17 protein-coding genes and 1 tRNA gene are annotated in these 19,089 nt (G+C 51.5%); 6 read left to right on the top strand and 12 right to left on the bottom strand.

All coding sequences use genetic code 11. The annotated features are described in order from the left end of the window. The first annotated feature begins 78 nt into the window (after nt 1-78). Nucleotides 79-621, top strand: coding sequence for a thioredoxin domain-containing protein (locus tag LX98_RS02205; RefSeq protein ID WP_496427339.1), 543 nt, complete (start codon nt 79-81; stop codon nt 619-621). A gap of 109 nt (nt 622-730) precedes the next feature. Here LX98_RS02205 and LX98_RS02200 read toward each other — a convergent pair whose 3' ends face one another. From LX98_RS02200 to LX98_RS02190, 3 genes are all read right to left on the bottom strand, one after another. Beyond that, nucleotides 731-2,386, bottom strand: coding sequence for a phospholipid carrier-dependent glycosyltransferase (locus LX98_RS02200; protein WP_496427338.1), 1,656 nt, complete (start codon nt 2,384-2,386; stop codon nt 731-733). Between the two features lie 76 nt (nt 2,387-2,462). Further along, a complete protein-coding gene (locus LX98_RS02195) occupies nt 2,463-2,777 on the bottom strand; it encodes a lipid-A-disaccharide synthase N-terminal domain-containing protein (RefSeq protein ID WP_496427337.1) in 315 nt (104 codons plus the stop codon). Between the two features lie 122 nt (nt 2,778-2,899). Further along, nucleotides 2,900-3,658 (bottom strand): glycosyltransferase, encoded by a 759-nt coding sequence (locus LX98_RS02190; RefSeq protein WP_496427336.1) that lies wholly within the window; start codon nt 3,656-3,658, stop codon nt 2,900-2,902. A 238-nt stretch (nt 3,659-3,896) separates the two neighbouring features. On the opposite strand from LX98_RS02190, the gene LX98_RS02185 reads away from it, so the two are divergent. Beyond that, a complete protein-coding gene (locus LX98_RS02185; protein WP_312741462.1) occupies nt 3,897-4,151 on the top strand; it encodes a hypothetical protein in 255 nt (84 codons plus the stop codon). An 82-nt stretch (nt 4,152-4,233) separates the two neighbouring features. Here LX98_RS02185 and LX98_RS02180 read toward each other — a convergent pair. The 9 genes from LX98_RS02180 to LX98_RS02140 form a co-directional block, all read right to left on the bottom strand. Beyond that, nucleotides 4,234-4,310 (bottom strand) — tRNA-Pro (locus tag LX98_RS02180). Between the two features lie 49 nt (nt 4,311-4,359). Further along, nucleotides 4,360-4,710, bottom strand: coding sequence for a MerR family transcriptional regulator (locus LX98_RS02175; protein WP_312741465.1), 351 nt, complete (start codon nt 4,708-4,710; stop codon nt 4,360-4,362). A gap of 67 nt (nt 4,711-4,777) precedes the next feature. Further along, entirely contained in the window at nt 4,778-5,053 is a 276-nt protein-coding gene (locus LX98_RS02170; RefSeq protein WP_312644181.1) for an integration host factor subunit alpha, read from the bottom strand. Between the two features lie 174 nt (nt 5,054-5,227). Continuing rightward, nucleotides 5,228-6,808 carry a citramalate synthase gene (gene cimA / locus LX98_RS02165; protein ID WP_496427335.1) on the bottom strand — a complete coding sequence of 527 codons (1,581 nt, stop codon included), beginning with the start codon at nt 6,806-6,808 and terminating at the stop codon, nt 5,228-5,230. A 41-nt stretch (nt 6,809-6,849) separates the two neighbouring features. Continuing rightward, nucleotides 6,850-8,085 carry an aspartate kinase gene (locus LX98_RS02160; RefSeq protein WP_496430555.1) on the bottom strand — a complete coding sequence of 412 codons (1,236 nt, stop codon included), beginning with the start codon at nt 8,083-8,085 and terminating at the stop codon, nt 6,850-6,852. A gap of 4 nt (nt 8,086-8,089) precedes the next feature. Next, entirely contained in the window at nt 8,090-9,325 is a 1,236-nt protein-coding gene (locus tag LX98_RS02155; RefSeq protein ID WP_496427334.1) for a hypothetical protein, read from the bottom strand. Nucleotides 9,326-9,398: 73 nt separating this feature from the next. Further along, nucleotides 9,399-10,460, bottom strand: a complete 1,062-nt coding sequence (gene thrC, locus LX98_RS02150; protein WP_496427333.1) for a threonine synthase — start codon at nt 10,458-10,460, stop codon at nt 9,399-9,401. Between the two features lie 41 nt (nt 10,461-10,501). Further along, on the bottom strand, nt 10,502-11,812 hold the full coding sequence (locus LX98_RS02145; protein WP_496427332.1) for a homoserine dehydrogenase: 1,311 nt from the start codon (nt 11,810-11,812) through the stop codon (nt 10,502-10,504). Next, nucleotides 11,812-12,996, bottom strand: a complete 1,185-nt coding sequence (locus LX98_RS02140; RefSeq protein WP_496427331.1) for an aminotransferase class I/II-fold pyridoxal phosphate-dependent enzyme — start codon at nt 12,994-12,996, stop codon at nt 11,812-11,814. Before LX98_RS02140 ends, LX98_RS02145 begins: the two co-directional genes overlap by 1 nt. 252 nt (nt 12,997-13,248) lie before the next feature. Between LX98_RS02140 and LX98_RS02135 the strand changes: the two genes are divergently transcribed. From LX98_RS02135 to mutS, 4 genes are all read left to right on the top strand, one after another. Next, complete coding sequence (locus LX98_RS02135; RefSeq protein ID WP_496427330.1) at nt 13,249-13,962, top strand: pyridoxine 5'-phosphate synthase; 714 nt, start codon at nt 13,249-13,251, stop codon at nt 13,960-13,962. A gap of 173 nt (nt 13,963-14,135) precedes the next feature. Further along, nucleotides 14,136-15,689 (top strand): NAD(P)H-hydrate dehydratase, encoded by a 1,554-nt coding sequence (locus LX98_RS02130; RefSeq protein WP_496427329.1) that lies wholly within the window; start codon nt 14,136-14,138, stop codon nt 15,687-15,689. A 70-nt stretch (nt 15,690-15,759) separates the two neighbouring features. Further along, the gene (gene tsaE / locus LX98_RS02125) at nt 15,760-16,224 is read left to right on the top strand and encodes a tRNA (adenosine(37)-N6)-threonylcarbamoyltransferase complex ATPase subunit type 1 TsaE (protein WP_496427328.1); all 465 of its coding nucleotides are present in this window, start codon (nt 15,760-15,762) and stop codon (nt 16,222-16,224) included. 169 nt (nt 16,225-16,393) lie between these two features. Further along, complete coding sequence (mutS, locus tag LX98_RS02120; RefSeq protein ID WP_496427327.1) at nt 16,394-19,039, top strand: DNA mismatch repair protein MutS; 2,646 nt, start codon at nt 16,394-16,396, stop codon at nt 19,037-19,039. The last annotated feature ends 50 nt before the right edge of the window (nt 19,040-19,089 follow it).

Below are 19,089 nucleotides of genomic sequence, written 5' to 3'. Positions count from 1 at the left end.
TCTTGAAAGACTCTTGCAGGCTTAGTATCTTGCATGAAAGACCAATACTCAACCATCAATCAACGAAGGAGACTTTTGATGGAAATCCAGCTAGCTCCAGAATGGCAGACCACAGATTGGTTCAATACACCCGAGCCTCTCAGCCTGTCCGGGCTTCGGGGACAAGTCGTGCTTCTTCATGCATTTCAGATGCTCTGCCCCGGTTGTGTATCGCATGGCCTGCCACAGGCTCAGCGGGTCGCCAAGCTCTTTCCGGACGTCCGGGTCATCGGGTTGCATACGGTATTCGAGCACCATGAGGCTATGGGGTTGTCGTCACTGCGGGCGTTTCTGCATGAGTACCGCATTCGTTTTCCGGTTGCAGTCGACCTGCCAGGACCGGATGGCGATCCGCTTCCCCGAACCATGCGAGCGTATGCGATGAGGGGAACTCCAACCACAGTGTTGATTACCGCACAAGGCGGATTGCACCGACAGGTGTTCGGGGTGCATGACGATCTCCTTCTCGGAGCGGAACTTGGATTATTGCGGGAGCATGCAACATCCTCTGCCACACTCCCGGCAACACCCGAGCTTCTGTCGAAGCACTCGTGTGCGGACGACTCCTGTGCAATCGGATAAAAAGTATATGCTCTTTGGTACTATTTGGGCCTGGGCTCACCGGTCCAGTGCGAATAGGCTGCTTGTCAAAGTAGAAAGACGGGAGACTGCCAACATTCCCCGCCGGCTTTTACAGCAAGGGTTCGCTGGTGAGGAGAGAAAAACCGCCGTGGTCCAGAACGACAATCCAATGGGCCATGGCTTCGGGAAGTTGTCCTCGAAGCTGAGTTTGGATGATGGCCATTTTTCGGCCGGGAGCGGCGAGGTGTTGGAGGAGTTCTTCGTCCTTTACCCCAAGAAAGTACACTTTGCGTTTGGCATAAAAACTGAGGGAGGGGCGCTTCCGGCCAAATTGAATCAATCGGTCATCCCGGCCTAAGTTATAGCCGGCGATGACAGCTAACTCCTGCGGTGGTCCGATGAAATACTGTTGGTAAATTGAGAGGCCTCCTCGTGCGACCAATACCGTAAAGATCAGCATCATCCCGCATCCCACCCAAAAGGCCAGATGGCGCTTGGTGTCAGATCGCATACACTGACGCATGAGCATGGTTCCTAGTACCATGACAAGGCCTACCAGCGACGGAAGCCATGCCAGATCTACCTGGACTGCAGCCGGAAACTCTTTGGCAATTTGCTTCATGAACAACTGAAAGACCGCCGGCACAAACATCATTGCGATGCCTAAGAGGTAACCCACCCCAATGAGGACACGAGTGGAGGCGGTAAGTCCAAACGGCCTTTCTTCTGTCAAAAAACGCTTCCACCACAGTGCGATTAGCACGGCTGCGGCCGGAAACAGAGGATAGATATAATGAGGCAGGCGCGTGGCTGAGAAGGTAAAGAACAGCAACAATCCCACCACCCAGAGGCTCAGGAAACACTCCAAATGTTGCTCTTGCGTGGCAAGGCCTTGTTCCCGCCAGAACGCTTTCCAACGCTTTACCGTGTGATACAACACGGAAGGGAGAAAGGCACTCCATGGGAAAAATCCAACCAACAACACCGGCACATAAAACAAGAGCGTCCCCCCATGGCCTTCCATGGGATTCATGAACCGGCCGGTGGTATTGGCCTGCGCTGCAGCCCAATAGGCCTCCCCGTGTATTTGAAACATCATCACATACCAGGGAGCTGCGACCGCGGCGACCGCAAGGATTCCGACAAGGGGAAAGCCCCGTTGCCAGAAGGTTCCCCATTGGCGCGTGAGGGTAAGATACGGGATCACGCCCACCAGCGGAATGATAATGCCCACGGGCCCCTTGACCAACATGCCACATCCCATGGCCAGATAAAATATGGCGAAAAGCCATCGCCTGGCCTGTTCATGGTGGAGGGCGTGCCAAAAGCTATAGCCTGCCAATGTGGTGAACACGACCAGTTCCGGATCGGTCAGCACCATCCGATTGATGCCCAAAAACTCCAAATTCAGCAGCAACATGCAGGAAGCGAAAAGAGCCACCATGGGTCCGGCCCACCTTTGCACAAATAGGTACTGGAGCAACAGCAGGCAGAGACCGGACAAAGCCGAAGGCAACCGCGCGGCAAATTCATTGATGCCAAACAGCGAATACGACCCGCTGATGAGCCAATACACAAAAGCCGGTTTGGCATAACGTGGTTCATAGTTGAGAGTAGGGGAAATCCAATCACCGGTCTCCAGCATTTCCCGGGCCGCTTCGGCATTACTCCCCTCATCCCGATCCGTCAGCCCCAACGCCCCCAGATCCGGGCCAAAGAACCATCCACCATCTACGCCCAAGAGCCAGGCAGCCAGGAGCAGCACACACACCAACTGAAAAAGAGGCGATTGCGTTATTGAAGAGCGGAAAGAGGACGAAAAGAGTGGTTGAGGGGGAGGGCTATCCACTCAGGACTCGCTTATTGGCCTGATGGAGCAGCATAATATTGCGGACATACACCACGGTTCCGACACTTTGCCCGGCCATGAATACCAGATCGGCGATGTGAATGGCATAGGTCAGCACAATCACACTCCCAACCAGGCTCATGTACCAGAACGACATGGGAATTTGGCTTTCCTCGTTGCGTTCCGACACCACCCATTGCACCAACCAGCGTGAGAAAAAAATGCCTTGCCCCAAAAAACCAAAGCCGATCCAGAGGAGTTCCTCAACCGACATGGCCAGGAGAGAATGCGTGAAGGATTCGAACATCGTTATTAACAGGTAAAGAATCGCCGAAAGGGGTCCATCAATTCAGATCCCTGCCGGTGCTTTTAAGGGTTTACGTACGTCAATCGTTTCCAGCAGGTCCAACAGGTGTCAACTCAAGAATGCTACGGTTCGGATTTTTCGGGATGGCTACCCTTCATGGTGTAGTTCAAACAGCGTTTTTGCATCCATCTGACTGCAAAGAGATCATACAGACCGGCGAAAAGCCTGTTGCCAATTCCGTATTTTGATGTCCCATGGGCCCTTGGAAAATGCTGGACAGGTATTTCAGTCACCGTAAACCCATACATTTTGGCCAGCGCCGGGAAAAACCGGTGCATGTTTTTAAATGGAGGAAGTCGTTTGACCACGGCCTGCTTAAAGACCTTCAAGGAACAGCCCGTATCTGAAATGCCGTCATGCACAGCCCAATTGCGAACCTGGTTGGCAATTTTTGACGACCATCGACGAACCAGATTGTCATGTCTGGCTTGCCGTCGCCCACACACTAAGTCATACCGTTCCACCATTGGAAGAAGTTTAGCAAAATCATTCGGATCATACTGCAGATCACCGTCCATGGTGGCAACGAGTTCTCCTCTGGCCTCCCGAAAGCCGGCATCGAATGCCGCCGTTTGCCCGTGATTCCGGTCTAAATGAATCGCCCGTATCGCAGGAAACTGTTTGGATAACTCATCCAGCAACGGCCCACTCCCGTCCACACTCCCATCATCCACAAAGACAAGTTCAAATGCCGCGGAGCCACTTTCAGGCCTTGACTCAAAAAACTTGAGTAATTGGCTCGCTAATAGCGGGATGTTCTCCCGCTCATCTTTAATAGGAATGACAACGGAAATCCAATGGCGCGGCGGGTGGAGACTCATGGATTGCGCGCACTACGCTACAGATTTCAAAAAAATGACAACACACACGTTTCGGACCCTCCTACCCGGTCACCATTTTACTGAATATCTAAAAAATCGGTCAAACCGCCCTTCATCACAAAATGCTCTCCCCGAGTTTACGTGACCGTCTTGCTACACTCCACACCGACGGTCACAATAAGTTGACCCTGGGAACAGCCTTTTGTAAGGTGGAGGACATTATGAAGGAGGAACATTCATGCAAGAAGACATTCTTCAAGCCTATTTGGAAATAGAGCAAGCGATGCAGCGCTATTCCATGTTATTACAGGAGCATGTGAGCCGGCTCGAAACACAGACCGATGCGGAATCAAAAAACCGATTCCATAGAATGAAAGCTGGCTCAAAGGCCATGAGAGATAGCAGCCAGATTTATCTCTCCTATGCGAAATATGTGGCGTATGGAATGCCCGAGGGTGAGGAGCTGGCTGAAGAAGAGGACTTACAAGCCTAGCGAGCCTTCGTACTGCCCAATCGAATCTCCACTATGAACTGATTGTGGAGACGAAGAAACCCTTTCTGCTGAAAAGAAAGCATGGTCGGGGCGAGAGGATTTGAACCTCCGACCTCTCGCACCCCAAGCGAGTGCGCTACCGGGCTGCGCTACGCCCCGACAATATTCTGACCAGTCGTATTCCCATTTGTCGCTCTCAGCCGAAAACCTACACCGTCGTTCGCCCCAAAATTTTCAGAATACCTTGCAGTTCCACCTTCGCTTTTTCCACACGGTCTTTTGGGACTTGCACGGCTTTTTCTGACCGTTTTTTGCGATACCAATATCGCTTCAGGCCCGCAATCGTATACCCTTCATCATAAAGCATGCGTTTAATTTCAAAGACCGTTTCAATGTCGGCTTTCGAATAAACCCGATGTTTGCCCTGACTTTTCTTCGGTTTAAGAAAAATGAATTCCGACTCCCAAAACCGCAGGACATACGCGGGAAGATTCGTCAAATCGGCGACTTCCCCTATTTTATAAAAGGCCTTATCCTCGTATTTGGTTCCACCTCCCATACCTGCAATCACCCCACGGTGTATCTAGCAAGAGAGTGAACGAGACCGATTGCGAGATTCTCGCCCGTCAAGAATTGACATATTTCTTAAAGAGTTGGCTTGGTCGGAAGGTCACCACACGTCTGGGCGTAATGGCAATTTCTTCTCCGGTCCTTGGGTTCCTGCCTTTCCGCTCTCCCTTATTCCGAACAACAAAGTTCCCAAATCCGGCAATTTTGACGACTTCACCTTGTTGAAGCATGGACTTGATCAAATCCAAGACATGCTCCACCATTTCCATGGAGTCAGTTTTTTGGATAGCTGCCGTCTCTGTGATGATTTCGGCAATGTCAGCCTTGCGCATAAATCAAAACCCCCTCACCAGTGGCCTTGAAGACCGTACATATGGATTGTGAATTCACGCCTGTGACCGTTGTTGCTGGCAGCAACGTAACGGGCAACGCAGATGATGTCAAGAACCGGGCTCTTCAGAGGATTCCCCTTTGTCAGCCTATACTCGGAGGGACCGCTATCACTTTTACGGCTTTTCCTTCATGAGCTTATACTCAATACTGTCGGCCAGGGCCTGCCAACTGGCTTCAATGATGTTCTCCGATACCCCGACCGTCCCCCATTTTTCCTTGTGATCCCCCGACTCAATCAGGACTCGCACACGAGAACCCGTTCCACGTCGCCCCGTCAACACACGGACCTTATAGTCCAGAAGTTTGACTTCCTTTAACTGCGGATAGAAATGCTCCAGCGCTTTTCGAAGGGCATGATCGAGAGCATTCACCGGCCCATCGCCGACCGCGGCGGTATGTTCAACCACCTCCCCGACTTTGACCATTATCGTGGCTTCGGAAATAGGATCTTCATTCGTCTTTCGTTTTTCCACAATGATCCGGCACCCCAGGAATTCGAAGGATGGAGTATAGGTCCCCATCGCTTTCCGCACTAACAATTCAAAAGACCCTTCCGCGCCTTCAAATTGGTAGCCTTCATATTCCAACGTTTTGAGAGAATCCAGTAATTCGAGCACCTTGGGATTATCCTGAGGAAGGTCCAGTCCGAAAGTTTCCATCTTTCCAAACACGGCACTTCTACCACTGCTATCGGAAATTAAAACGCGGCGATGGTTGCCGACAATATCGGGATTCACATGTTCATAGGTGAGCGGGTTTTTTTGCACCGCATGAATATGCACCCCCCCCTTGTGAGCAAACGCGGTATCTCCCACATAAGGCTGCCGTTTGTTGGGAGTCAGATTGGCCATCTCGGCCACATAATGAGAAATGGCGCGAAGGTGTGCCAAACGTCCATCCCCCAACGCTGTCCGCTCCATTTTTAATTCCAAATTGGCCATCACGGAACACAGGTTGGCATTCCCGCACCGCTCTCCAATGCCATTGATCGTTCCCTGGACCTGGATCGCCCCCGCTTGCACGGCGATCAGTGAATTGGCGACCCCCATCTCCGCATCATTGTGTGCATGGATGCCTAACGGCACAGAACAGTTCTTGCGGATCTTCGCAAAAATCTCCCCGATATCCCATGGCATCGTTCCCCCATTCGTATCGCACAACACGATTCGTTCCGCCCCGGCTTCTGCCGCAACTTGAATGGTTTTCATGGCATAGGCGGGATCCGTCTTATAGCCATCGAAAAAATGTTCGGCATCGTAAAAGACCTGCCGTCCCCTCGACCGGAGATAGGAGATGGAATCGGCAATCAGTTCTAAATTGATGGCCAACGTCGTTTCCAAAGCTTCCGTCACATGGAGGGTCCAACTTTTCCCAAAGATGGTCACAATATCCGTCTCAGCGGATAACAGGGCTTCCAGCGTCGGATCGGCCTTTGCCGTATTTTTGGCTTTTCGCGTTGAACCAAATGCCACAATTTTGGCGTGCTGCATTGGAGTCGATTTCATGACTTGGAAAAACTCAATGTCCTTCGGGTTGGCTCCCGGCCACCCCCCTTCTATGAAATGGACCCCTAGCTCATCTAATTTAAGGGCGATACGAACCTTATCCTCCACCGAAAAGCTGACATCTTCGGCCTGAGCTCCATCCCGGAGGGTCGTATCGTAGATTTCGATGACTGGAAATTGAGAATTCATATCACGCATTCGCACTATCGGTGTCGACACACATCCCCACGCTATGCCTTTCTGCTCCCCGGATGAACTTCTAATTCAAACTCCTGGTGCAAAGCCCGAACAGCTAACTCCATATATTTTTCTTCCACCACACAAGAGATTTTTATCTCCGAGGTACTGATCATCATGATATTAATGCCTTCACGTGAGAGCGTCTGAAACATTCTGGCTGCGACACCGGAATGCGAACGCATTCCCACTCCCACTAACGAAACTTTGGCAATGGATTCGTTCACCTCGACCGTCCGCGCTTCCACTGATTTGGCAATGTCTCTGATGAGACCCATGCCTCGAGGAAGGTCAGCTCTCGGCACGGTAAAGGAAATATCAGTCAGAGAGTCCTGACTCACATTTTGGATAATCATATCCACATTGATGGCGGCATCAGCAATGGAGCAGAACAATGTGGCCGCAATTCCAGGGTGATCCGGGACCCCGACCACCGTGACCTTGGCTTGATTCCGGTCGCCCGTGACCCCCGAGACTAAGACTTCTTCCATATCAACATCCTCTTTTACCACGCAGGTTCCAGGCCCGTCTTGAAAACTGGATCGCACTTCCACAGGCACCTGATATTTAGCCGCTAACTCCACCGAACGAGACTGTAGGACTTTCGCACCCAGACTCGCTAATTCTAACATTTCTTCATAGGATATTTTATCCAATCTTCTCGCGCCCGGCACAATATTGGGATCGGCAGTGTACACCCCATCCACATCGGTATAAATAAAGCAGGTATCGGCCTTGAGCGCCGCCGCCAAGACCACGGCCGTCAAATCCGAGCCGCCGCGCCCTAACGTGGTCACATCGGATGCGGCGTTGATACCTTGAAACCCGGCCACGATGGGAACAATCCCGTCACGCAAGGCTCCCAGCACCCGGTCCGTATCGACACGGGAGACTCGGGCTTTGGTATGTGTGCTATCGGTCACAATTCCAACCTGACGTCCCGTAAAGGATTGCGCCCTGATCCCAAGACTCTTAAGGGTCATCGCCATCAGCGCAATCGTGACCCGTTCTCCAGAAGAAAGGAGCACATCCAGCTCCCGATCATCTGGATCAACGCTCAAGGTTTTGGCCATTTTCATGAGGCGATCCGTTTCCCCGCTCATCGCGGACAACACGACCACCAGTTGATGCCCCTCCCGGAAAGTGTGCTGAATAAGCCGAGCCACGTTTTGAATGCGTTCCAGGCTCCCCACTGACGTACCGCCGAATTTTTGAATATACAGGGCCATGGTTTTAGTGAGTGACCATAAATCGCTCAAACAGTTTGGTAGCATCACGGAGGGGCCGATTGGCTACCTCACGTTCATTCATCGGTCCCGCATGATTTTCAGATTTTTCTCCTGGCCCTTCAAACACCAGATAGGGCGATATGACAGACCCTCCATCCTTCTGCCAATTCGGACATGGAGTCACCAGGACGACGATGCGGATGGAGTTGGTGCTTCCAACAGACTCGTGAATGGCTCCAATAACCTGTTCGTCCACTTGCCCAAGATATTCCACTAATTGTGCGGGTGGCACCACCTGTCCATCCTTCAAGCCCCACTCGTAAAAAGGAATGTGCAGACAGACCAGGTCATGCCTGTCCAAGGCCGTCGAAGCCTGATGGGCTACCGCCTGCAACCATGCGATATCTCCCCCTCCCACATGTTCGACCCTCACCGTCTGAAGTCCAGCGGCCATTCCAACACCGATATACGGCCCATCGGGCGAAATTACGAGACCGTTGACTGGCCACCGCTCATGTAAATGAGGCAATTCCACAGGCTTTCCTGACCCCCACAACCACAAACAATTGGCCGGTTTCAACCCGGCGTTCAGGCGCTCGTGATTCACAGGATGATGGCAGAGGATCATACGGGAAGCCGCCATGAGTTCACGCAAGATGTGCGACCCATCTCCGGTCGGCAGATACGCCTCGATCGACTGTCCTAAAGCCTCAAATGGGTTGCGACAGGCCCCTTTCCCGCTCGCGCCCACCCAGACCATAAGATGCCGATGATGGCTGCCCATGTAAAATTGAATATTTTCAGAAATCAATTGTTCATTAACGGCATCAATGAGTTCTCGGGCTTCCTCAGTCCCGATTCCTCCGCCATAGGGATCGGCCATGAATAGGTGAGGACCAAATTTTTTGTCATCCCCCCATCCATCCTGACCCCGGAGAGTCACCAAATGACAAAGATAGGCCACGTCATGGGCGTCCAGAACAACCTCTAATCCTCCCGCCTCAAAGGCACCAGGACCTGTATACCATTTATGGGGATCGTATCCCAATAAAGCCAGCAGGGCCATTTCTCCGCAAAAGGGACGAGTTTCCCGGGGAACCCCTAAACGCCCCAATTCGCTATGCTCCGCCAATTCATCCAGGTGCGGAGTCCGGGCCGATTGTAAGACGGTTTGGTCTCCTAATTCTTGATACGACTGTCCTGTCAATCCATCGACGTGAATCACGATCGTTTTTCGCACGACCTGAGCCTCACTGTGTTGAGTTAATGAGTTGTTGAACGAACAATCCGGGTTTTCAGAAGACCATGAGGGATTATTGATTCGTTAATTGCGCTTTGACCGCTTCATGTGTTGCAGGAACCGTCACCGGTCGATAGGAGACCGAGATGGCCGTATCCGGATCCTTTAACCCGTGTCCGGTTAAGGTACACACAATGTCCCCCTCCTTCGGCAACAGTCCGGCGCGATTCATTTTGTCAATCCCAGCCAGAGACGCAGCGGAAGCCGGCTCGCAAAAGACCCCTTCTTCACTCGCCACCATTTGATACGCTCGAAGGATTTCTTCGTCCGATACCATGTCCAGATATCCGTGTGATTCCTCCACCGCTTCCAGAGCCAAACACCAGCTGGCCGGATTGCCAATCCGAATGGCTGATGCAATGGTTTTCGGCTCCTCCACGACATGACCCCTGACCATGGGGGCGGCTCCTTCCGCTTGAAACCCGAACATACGAGGCAACCCTTGCGTTTGTCCGGCCTTGTGATACTCCCGATATCCTCGCCAATACGCAGTAATATTCCCGGCGTTCCCTACCGGGAGGGCATGAATGACCGGGGCATACCTTAACTGATCACAGATTTCCATGGCCGCCGTTTTCTGGCCCTCCAAACGAAACGGGTTAATTGAATTGACCAATTCAATGGCGGTTTCCTCGCACAAATCTTTTACAATCGTTAAGGCCTGATCAAAGTTTCCTTCAATCTGAATGACTCGCGCCCCATGCATGAGCGCCTGCGTCAACTTACCCAATGCGATATTCCCTGCCGGCACGACGACATAAACCGGCAACCCCGCCTTCGCCCCATAGGCCGCTGCCGAAGCGGAAGTGTTGCCTGTCGAGGCGCACATGAGTCCCCTGGCCTTACTTTCTACGGCCTTGGAAACCGCCATGGTCATTCCCCTGTCCTTAAATGAACCGGTTGGGTTGGCCCCTTCTATCTTCAGATACAGACCCAGGCCAGGACAAATTTTCCCGGCCAAGCGCTTTGCTGGAATGAGTGGAGTATTCCCTTCCAGTAGTGACACGATCGGAGTCTGCTCTCCCACCGGAAGGAATTTCCGATATTCCTCGATAATGCCACGCCAAGGAATCATAATGGCTTGTCCCCCTTCGTGACGCGATTTGGCTTCATGTATTATTCCACCCCTTCCATCCGAAGTAACGTCGTGGGTTCTGATACCATGGGAAGTGCATTAATTTCCTGGAGTGCCGACTGAACCGCTCGCTCCACCGAGCGATGCGTCAAAATGACCAATGGCACCGTTTGCCCTTCCTTTCGCCCTTTTTGCAGGACCGATGAGATGCTGATCCCCCGCTGTCCAAGAATTCCCGATATGGCCGATAATACGCCGGTTTGATCTTTAACCATGCACCGCAAATAATACCGGCTTTCAATCTCGTCCATCGGCCGAATGGCAATAGGCTCACGCGATTCCCATTGGAATGAGGCCACAGGAACCCGTCCGGCAACCCCGGCGATTCGATTGCGTGCCAGATCGATAATGTCTCCCACCACGGCACTGGCTGTGGGAAGCGATCCAGCCCCCTTGCCGTAGAGCACAACATCTCCAACCGCGTCACCAATCAGATGAATGGCATTGTAGACCCCATTGACCTGTGCAATGGGAGAGCCAGCCGGCACCAGAGCGGGATGCACTCGTGCCTCAATGGCATGCTCTTGAAGTTTTGCGATTCCCAGCAATTTAATCGTAAACCCGAGTTCTCGGGCAAACTCGATATCCACCGTCGAAATACGGGAAATTCCTTCAGTGAAGACGGCTCCCATGGGCACGGGAGTCCCATACGCCAGATTCACCATAATAGCCAGTTTGTGAGCCGCATCCACACCATCCACATCCAGTGATGGATCCGCTTCGGCATACCCTTCCCGTTTCGCTTCCTGTAATATTTCCTCAAAATCACGGTGCTCATTGGTCATCCGGGTCAGAATATAATTTGACGTGCCATTCATGATCCCCGTAATCGACAAGATCCGGTTTGCTGCTAAGCCTTCGGTAAGCGAGCGAATGATGGGAATGCCTCCCCCCACACTCGCTTCAAACCCGAGATCAACGCCTGCCTTAAATGCCGCCTCAAATATCTCTTCCCCATGGTCGGCCAACAACGCTTTATTCGCTGTGACCACACACTTTTTTCGTTCAAGCGCCTGAAGAATAAACCGTTTGGCCGGTTCATGGCCGCCAATTAACTCCACCACAATATCAATTGCCGAATCATCCAGAATGTCCCTGACATCCGTCGTGAGTACCCCTTGAGGTACCGAAACCCCGCGATCGGTTCTCACATCCAGGTCCGCAACTCGCGCGAGTGCCACCGGAACTCCAACACGTTTCGTGATGAGGCTGACATTTTCCTGGAGAATCTTCACCACTCCTGTTCCCACCGTTCCAAACCCGATCAGCCCAACCTGGATCGTCCTTCGCATTACATCTCTCCATCCAGTTTTAGCGCCTGACGGATTCCTCGAACCGCCTGGAAAATCCGGTGCTCATTTTCGACTAATGCAAAGCGCACATAGTCATCGCCGCCTTCGCCAAATCCAATTCCCGGTGACACCGCAACTTTGGCATCTCGTAACAATAACTTGGAAAACTCCAACGACCCCATTCCAAGGTACGGTTGTGGGATTTTTGCCCAGGCAAACATGGTGGCGCGAGGATAGTCGATCGACCAACCAATGCGATTGAGTCCACGGACCAAGGCATTGCGCCGTCGCTCATATCGTCCCACAATTTCTTTTACGCAATCCTGTGGACCGTTTAGGGCAATAATACTGGCAATTTGAATAGGCTGGAACATGCCATAATCCAGATAACTTTTGATTTTGGTCAACGCACCAATGACTTCACGATTCCCGACACAAAATCCAACACGCCACCCCGGCATATTATAGCTTTTCGAGAGGGAGTAAAATTCTACGCCTATTTGTTTGGCCTCAGGAATTTGAAGAAGGCTGGGAGCTTTGTAACCATCGAACACGATATCCGCATAGGCCAAATCATGAATGACCCAGACTTGATGTTCCAGGGCAAACTCCACCACCTTTTTGAAAAATTCCAGATCAACCACTCGAGTGGTGGGATTATGAGGAAAACTGATGATCAACGCCCGAGGAGCCGGTTGCGTCTGCTTGAAGGCCTTTTTCAGATTTTCGAAAAAATCAGAATCCGGCCCGAGTTCAACCCCGCGGATTTCGCCACCCGCGATGATCACACTGTACATATGAATCGGATACGTGGGAGTCGGTGCCAGAACTACGTCACCCGGTCCCACCATGGCTAGGGCCAGATGCGCTAACCCTTCCTTTACCCCAAGGGTCACAATCGCTTCCGTCTCCGGATCGAGACTCACCTCGTAATTTCGTTGATACCAATCGCAAATCGCATGACGCAATTTCGTAATACCGCGTGAAGCCGAATAGCGATGATTGCGCCCGAGTCGCGCGGTCTCAATCAATTTGTCTACAATATGACGGGGTGTGGGCTGGTCAGGATTGCCCATACCTAAATCAATGATATCTTCTCCCCGCTTCCGGGCTTGGAGTTTTAACTCTTGAACCTGAGAGAAGACGTATCCTGGCAAACGTTGAATTCGGTAAAAAGGTTCCATTGTTTGTGTAAAATGGCGAATCGTCCTTGATGGTTTGGGAAGGAAATGGATAGATAATCGTACGATTTAATAGAGTTTTTATTCTAGATGAGGTAACGCGACCAGTCAATTTCAGAGTATGGGAATTTTCAGTCAATTTTTCCCGATTCACTCCCCCTGAACTGAAAATCCCTTTATTGCAGGAAGATTTTCCCTTTTGCCATAATGGAGATCTCGTTGATTTATCACTCGCCCGGACTTTAAAGGACTTCCATGGCACGACTCGGCGTGAATATCGACCATGTGGCAACTCTTCGCCAAGCTCGTGGAGGACATGAACCAGACCCTATTGTTGCGGCTTCGTTGGCTCATCTTGCCGGGGCCGATGGCATTGTGGTGCACCTTCGAGAGGACCGGCGGCATATTCAGGATCGGGATCTGACCATTTTGCGTGAAACCGTGCAGACGCATCTCAACTTAGAAATGGCCGCTGACGATGCTGTGGCCAAAATTGCCTTGAACATTAAGCCCGATCTGGTGACCCTCGTGCCCGAACGGCGCCAGGAACTCACCACAGAGGGTGGGTTGAACGTGATCGAACATCGGGACCGTATCCAGGCCATGGTGCAATTACTCCATGAAGGCGGCATTCCCGTCAGTCTGTTCATTGATCCTGATGTCAATCAACTTCGCGCCGCCCACAAGATCCAAGCAGACTGCATAGAAATCCATACCGGCCGGTACGCCAATACCCGCCGTCAGCAGGAAGAAGATGTTGAGCTTGACGCGTTGGGTCAAACGGCCAAACTTGCGTCGAAATTAGGTTTGCGTGTGAGTGCGGGGCATGGGCTGAATTACCGGAATATCAGGCGGCTGACCAGCATCTCAGAAATTGAAGAATTCAACATCGGTCATAGCATTATTGCTCATGCCATGTTTGTCGGACTTGAACGAGCGGTCCGTGACATGAAACATCTCCTGGGATAACGTCTACGAGAAAAAACAGGATCTCATCAGTGTGCACGGTGAATGATCCGAAGACATCCACGAGTCAATTCAAAAACCGTATAGAACCCGAATGTCGTCCTAACTCGTCTACGCATGACTCGCTGTTGCTCATGCTTTAACCAACCAGCTCTCCTTGTTCCAATGATTTACTTATGTGGGTCGTGACCGCTGAACAGATGCAAACACTTGATCGGCGCACGATTCAAGAAACCAAGGTTCCCGGCATAACCTTAATGGAGCGGGCAGGAACCGGTGCGATGAGCCACCTTATCAAAGCCTATGGTTCCCCTAAAGGCAAAAAGGTCGTCATTCTTTGCGGCAAGGGCAATAATGGAGGAGATGGTTTGGTTGTTGCCAGGCTCATGGCAAAAAAGGGGGCAAAGCTGAAGGTAGTCTTGATGGCTCCACTCAAGGCACTCAGTCCCGATGCAAAGATTATGTACCGACGACTTAGCAAAATCATCAAACCATCTCTGTTAACCGTCAATCCCTCGGAGGAGTCCCTGCATTCCCTCACCCAAGACGCGGATATTCTTGTCGATGCGCTCCTGGGTACGGGCCTCTCTTCTGCAGTTCGCCCACCTTACTCCTCCGCCATCGGGGCCATGAATGCCTCGCAGGCCTTTACCCTGGCCATAGATATTCCGTCCGGCTTGGATAGCAACACCGGAGCCATACTGGGAGCCGCTGTTCAGGCCGATCTCACCGTGACGTTCGGATGCCCGAAACTCGGCCTGTATCTTGGTTCGGCCATCGACAAAGTTGGAACCATCCAAATCGTCGATATTGGGATTCCCCAGGAATTTGTGGTGGATCTGGACCCTCAGGTTCATCTTCTGTCACAAAAGATGGTTCGCCCCCTTATTCCTCTTCGCCTCCTGTCCTCACACAAGGGGACCTTTGGACATGCAGGAATTGTTGGTGGTTCACAGGGGAAAACAGGGGCTCCGGCTATGGCTGGACTAGGGGCACTTCGTGTTGGAGCCGGCCTGGCAACCGTGGCTACTCCTCAAAGCATTTCCCCCATTTTGGAGTCAAAACTGCTGGAGGTGATGACTGAGCCCATGCCGGAATCGTCCCAACACCTCCTGGGAATGGAAGCCTATCCAGGCCTTCTTGATTTCGCCGCTAAAAAATCGGCTCTGGCTTTCGGACCAGGTCTGGGGACCTCCCCTGAAACAACAGAGGTCTTGCGCCATCTCCTCCCTCAACTGGAGGCCCCCTGCGTTCTCGATGCCGATGCCCTCAACGGCTTAGCCCAACATCCCCAAGTATTTTCAGCCTTGAAACGACCCCCAATTTTGACCCCACATCCTGGAGAGATGGCCAGGCTTCTTGGATCCTCCTCCAAAAAGGTCAATGAGGATCGCGTCGGCATAAGCAGACGGTTTGCCATGAAACATCAGGTGATCTTGGTACTAAAAGGCGCTCGTACGGTCATCGCCGAACCCCAGGGACAAGTGGCTATTTGTCCGACAGGAAATCCCGGAATGGCTTCCGCCGGAATGGGAGATGTTTTAACCGGAATCATTACCGGTTTATTAGCTCAGGGATTGAGCGGTTGGGATGCGGCCCGGGCCGGCGTCTATCTGCATGGATTGGCAGGCGATCTGGCAGCCGCCACCATCGGTGAACCAGGACTGATCGCGGGGGATGTGTTGACCACTATTCCTCATGCATTGACCCATACCCTCTCTCATTCCTAGGCTCATGAATCCGAATCCCTCACACCCCACGCCTCCTCAGGCCCCAAATGGGAACGCACTTCAACTACGGATGGCATCTGCCCAGGAAACCATCCGATTCGGTGAACGGTTAGGACAACAGTTAACAGGAGGAGACGTGCTGGCTCTTACGGGTGACTTAGGAGCAGGAAAAACCGTTCTTACCTGTGGTATTGCCTGTGGGCTAGGAATTCCCATTGATCAAGTCAGCAGTCCCACGTTTACCCTTATTCAAGAATATCAAGGGACTATTCCGCTTATTCATGTGGATTTATATCGTCTTGAGGGGCCATCCGATATATCCACATTAGGATTAGAGGAATATTTCACTCCAAACACCATTGTCCTGATTGAATGGGCGGAGCGGTTCCCTCAGATATTACCCTCCGACCACATGGCCATTTGCTTGGAATACGGAGAGGAAAAAAACATCCGCCTCGTAACCCTGTCTGGAACCGGACCCAAAACTATCCGCAAGATGGCCAACATACAAAGAAATTTGTCAAACCCACATTGACTCAACTTATGGGTACCGCATACAACTGAATCGACATATTCGTGCGGCCATCCCATGTGAATTCAAGAAAGAAGGCGCGGCATGGATCCACAAATGACATAACCTGCATACTCATTTCAGACGATTCTTACCACGATCCAACAATTATCAAAACGAAACAGCTCACCTGATGAAAGACCAAGAACTCTCCCCGCTCATGCGCCAATTTCAGGATGTAAAGGCTCAACATCCTGATGCCATTGTATTTTTTCGTGTTGGGGATTTTTATGAAATGTTTTTTGAGGACGCCGAAGAAGCCTCGAAACTCCTTGGCATCGTATTAACAGCACGAGGCAAGGCCAAAGGGGAGGCCATCCCTCTTTGCGGAGTCCCCTATCACACCTCAACCGGGTATATCGCAAAGCTCTTAAAGGCTGGAAAAATTGTGGCCTTATGCGAACAAGTCGAAGACCCCAAGCTTGCCAAAGGTCTCGTCCGTCGTGAAGTCGTGCGGGTCTATACCCCTGGAACCTTATACGATCATGAGTTGCTTCCGGCAGGAGAGGCAAATTTCCTGTCAGCGCTGTGTTACACCCCGTTATCCCTATCGGGGAACACTCTGGCCAATCGCTTCGGACTGGCCTCCCTAGACCTTTCAACCGGGGAATTTTGGATCTCGGAGTCCTGGATGAAGCATTCGCTACAAAGTGTTGTCGATGAACTGGTCCGCCTTGAGCCCAAAGAAGTCATCTTTCCTGCTGGAATACAGGAGGCAATGACCTCCGCATTCCAATCCTTGCCTATCGCCCGTATCGTGCCTCGTGACGCCACGACCTTTGGTCTTGAGGAAAGCAAGACCGTCCTCACAAGAATTTTCCAAGTCAATCATATTGAAGACCTCCAGCTACATGGCCTTCATGCCGGACTTCAAGCTGCAGGCGGCCTTTTACACTACCTGGCTGATACTCAGCCCACACTCGTGCACGCCCATATACGGCGACCATGGATTCGACTCCTCGAACATGAAATGCAATTGGATCAGACCACCCTGCGAAATTTAGAAGTTCTCAAGCCCGTATCCGAACTACGACAAAGTCCTACCTTACTCACGACATTGGACAAAACCAAAACTCCAATGGGCACAAGACTCTTGCGGGAGTGGATCGTCCGTCCCCTAACCCAGGTCACGGCCATACAACTACGCCAAGAGGCTGTGAAGGAATTGGTCCTTCATCTTGGGATTCGCATGACGATTCGTGAGCATCTGAAAACGGTACAAGACCTTGAACGACTGAATAGTCGGATTGTCCTGGAAGTGGCCAACCCTCGCGACCTCATAAGTCTCCATCGCTCCCTTGAAAATTTGCTCGTACTTCAACAACTCTTATCGTCTCTCACGTCTCCCATGCTACAAACCATTCATGAGGCGTGGGATCCCCTCCAGGATGTCTCCTCCTGGATTGGCGACACCATTATTCCCAATCCACCCCTTTCGGCCAAGGAAGGAGGCATTATTCAAGCAGGGGTGAATGCAGAACTCGATGAGTTGCGAATTCTGGCAAAAGAAGGCACCAGGTTACTGGCCGAAATGGAAACTCGTGAACGTAACCGGACCGGTATCGACTCTCTCAAGGTAAAATTCAATCAGGTCTTTGGCTATTACATTGAAGTAACGAAAGCGAATTTATCGCGAGTCCCTGCCGATTACCATCGGAAACAAACCCTGGTCAATGCCGAACGGTTTACTACGGGTGAACTACAGGACCTCGAAGGTCGGCTCTCGAGCGCAGACCAAAAGATGAAAAATCTGGAAGGGCAGTTATTTGGTGAAATCCGTCGCCGTGTCGCATCTGCCACCATCAGAATCCAGGGAATGGCACAGCAACTGGCCAGGCTGGACGTCCTGACAGGTTTAGCGGAGGCAGCTGCCGTCAACCGGTATCATCAGCCAACGGTCCATGAAGGCGGAACAATCCAGATCACGGAAGGTCGACATCCGGTCATTGAGCATCTCCAACAGACTGAAGGATTTATCCCAAACGATACAATACTAGACCTGGACACAAACAGACTTTTATTAATAACCGGTCCAAATATGGCAGGAAAAAGCACTTACCTGCGGCAGGTTGCCCTTATTGTGCTGATGGCTCAAATGGGAAGCTTTGTGCCGGCTGAATCCGCCAGAATAGGAATCGTGGACCGGATTTTTACCAGAGTGGGTGCAGCAGACGACCTCAGCGCTGGCCAAAGTACATTCATGGTGGAAATGAGTGAAACAGCAAGAATTCTGGACACCGCGACTTCGCGAAGCTTATTGTTGCTGGATGAAGTTGGCAGAGGAACCAGCACCTATGACGGACTGAGTATCGCCTGGGCATTGGCCGAATATATTTTAGATCGTGGACATCTGGGGGCACGAACCCTGTTTGCCACCCATTACCATGAAATGACTCAATTAGAGGCACTCCGGGAAGGAATCAAGAACTATACAGTCCTCGTCCAGGAGAAAGGGCAGGATGTGTTGTTCTTGAGAAAGATCGTCCAGGGAAAGGCCGATCGAAGCTACGGGATTCAGGTCGCCAAACTGGCAGGGATACCAAAACCGGTATTGGATCGTGCAAAAAATATTCTAGCTCAGCTTGAACAGGATACCTCGTCTGCAAATGTGTCAATCTGTGAGGAGTCCTTAGATTCCACTCCTCTCGAACACCTCTCACCAAAACCTCATGTTATATTGGATGAAGTCAAGCAAATGGATCTTTTTTCGATGACTCCCCTTGAGGCCCTCAATAGACTCGCTGATTTCAAAGCCAGATTGAATGCGGGCAATACATAAAAAAAGGGCCTGTGGATGCCCACAGGCCCTTTTAACAAATACCTTTTAAC

It is taken from the genome of Nitrospira marina (assembly GCF_059568365.1).
This window is presented reverse-complemented; position numbering and strand designations above follow the sequence as displayed.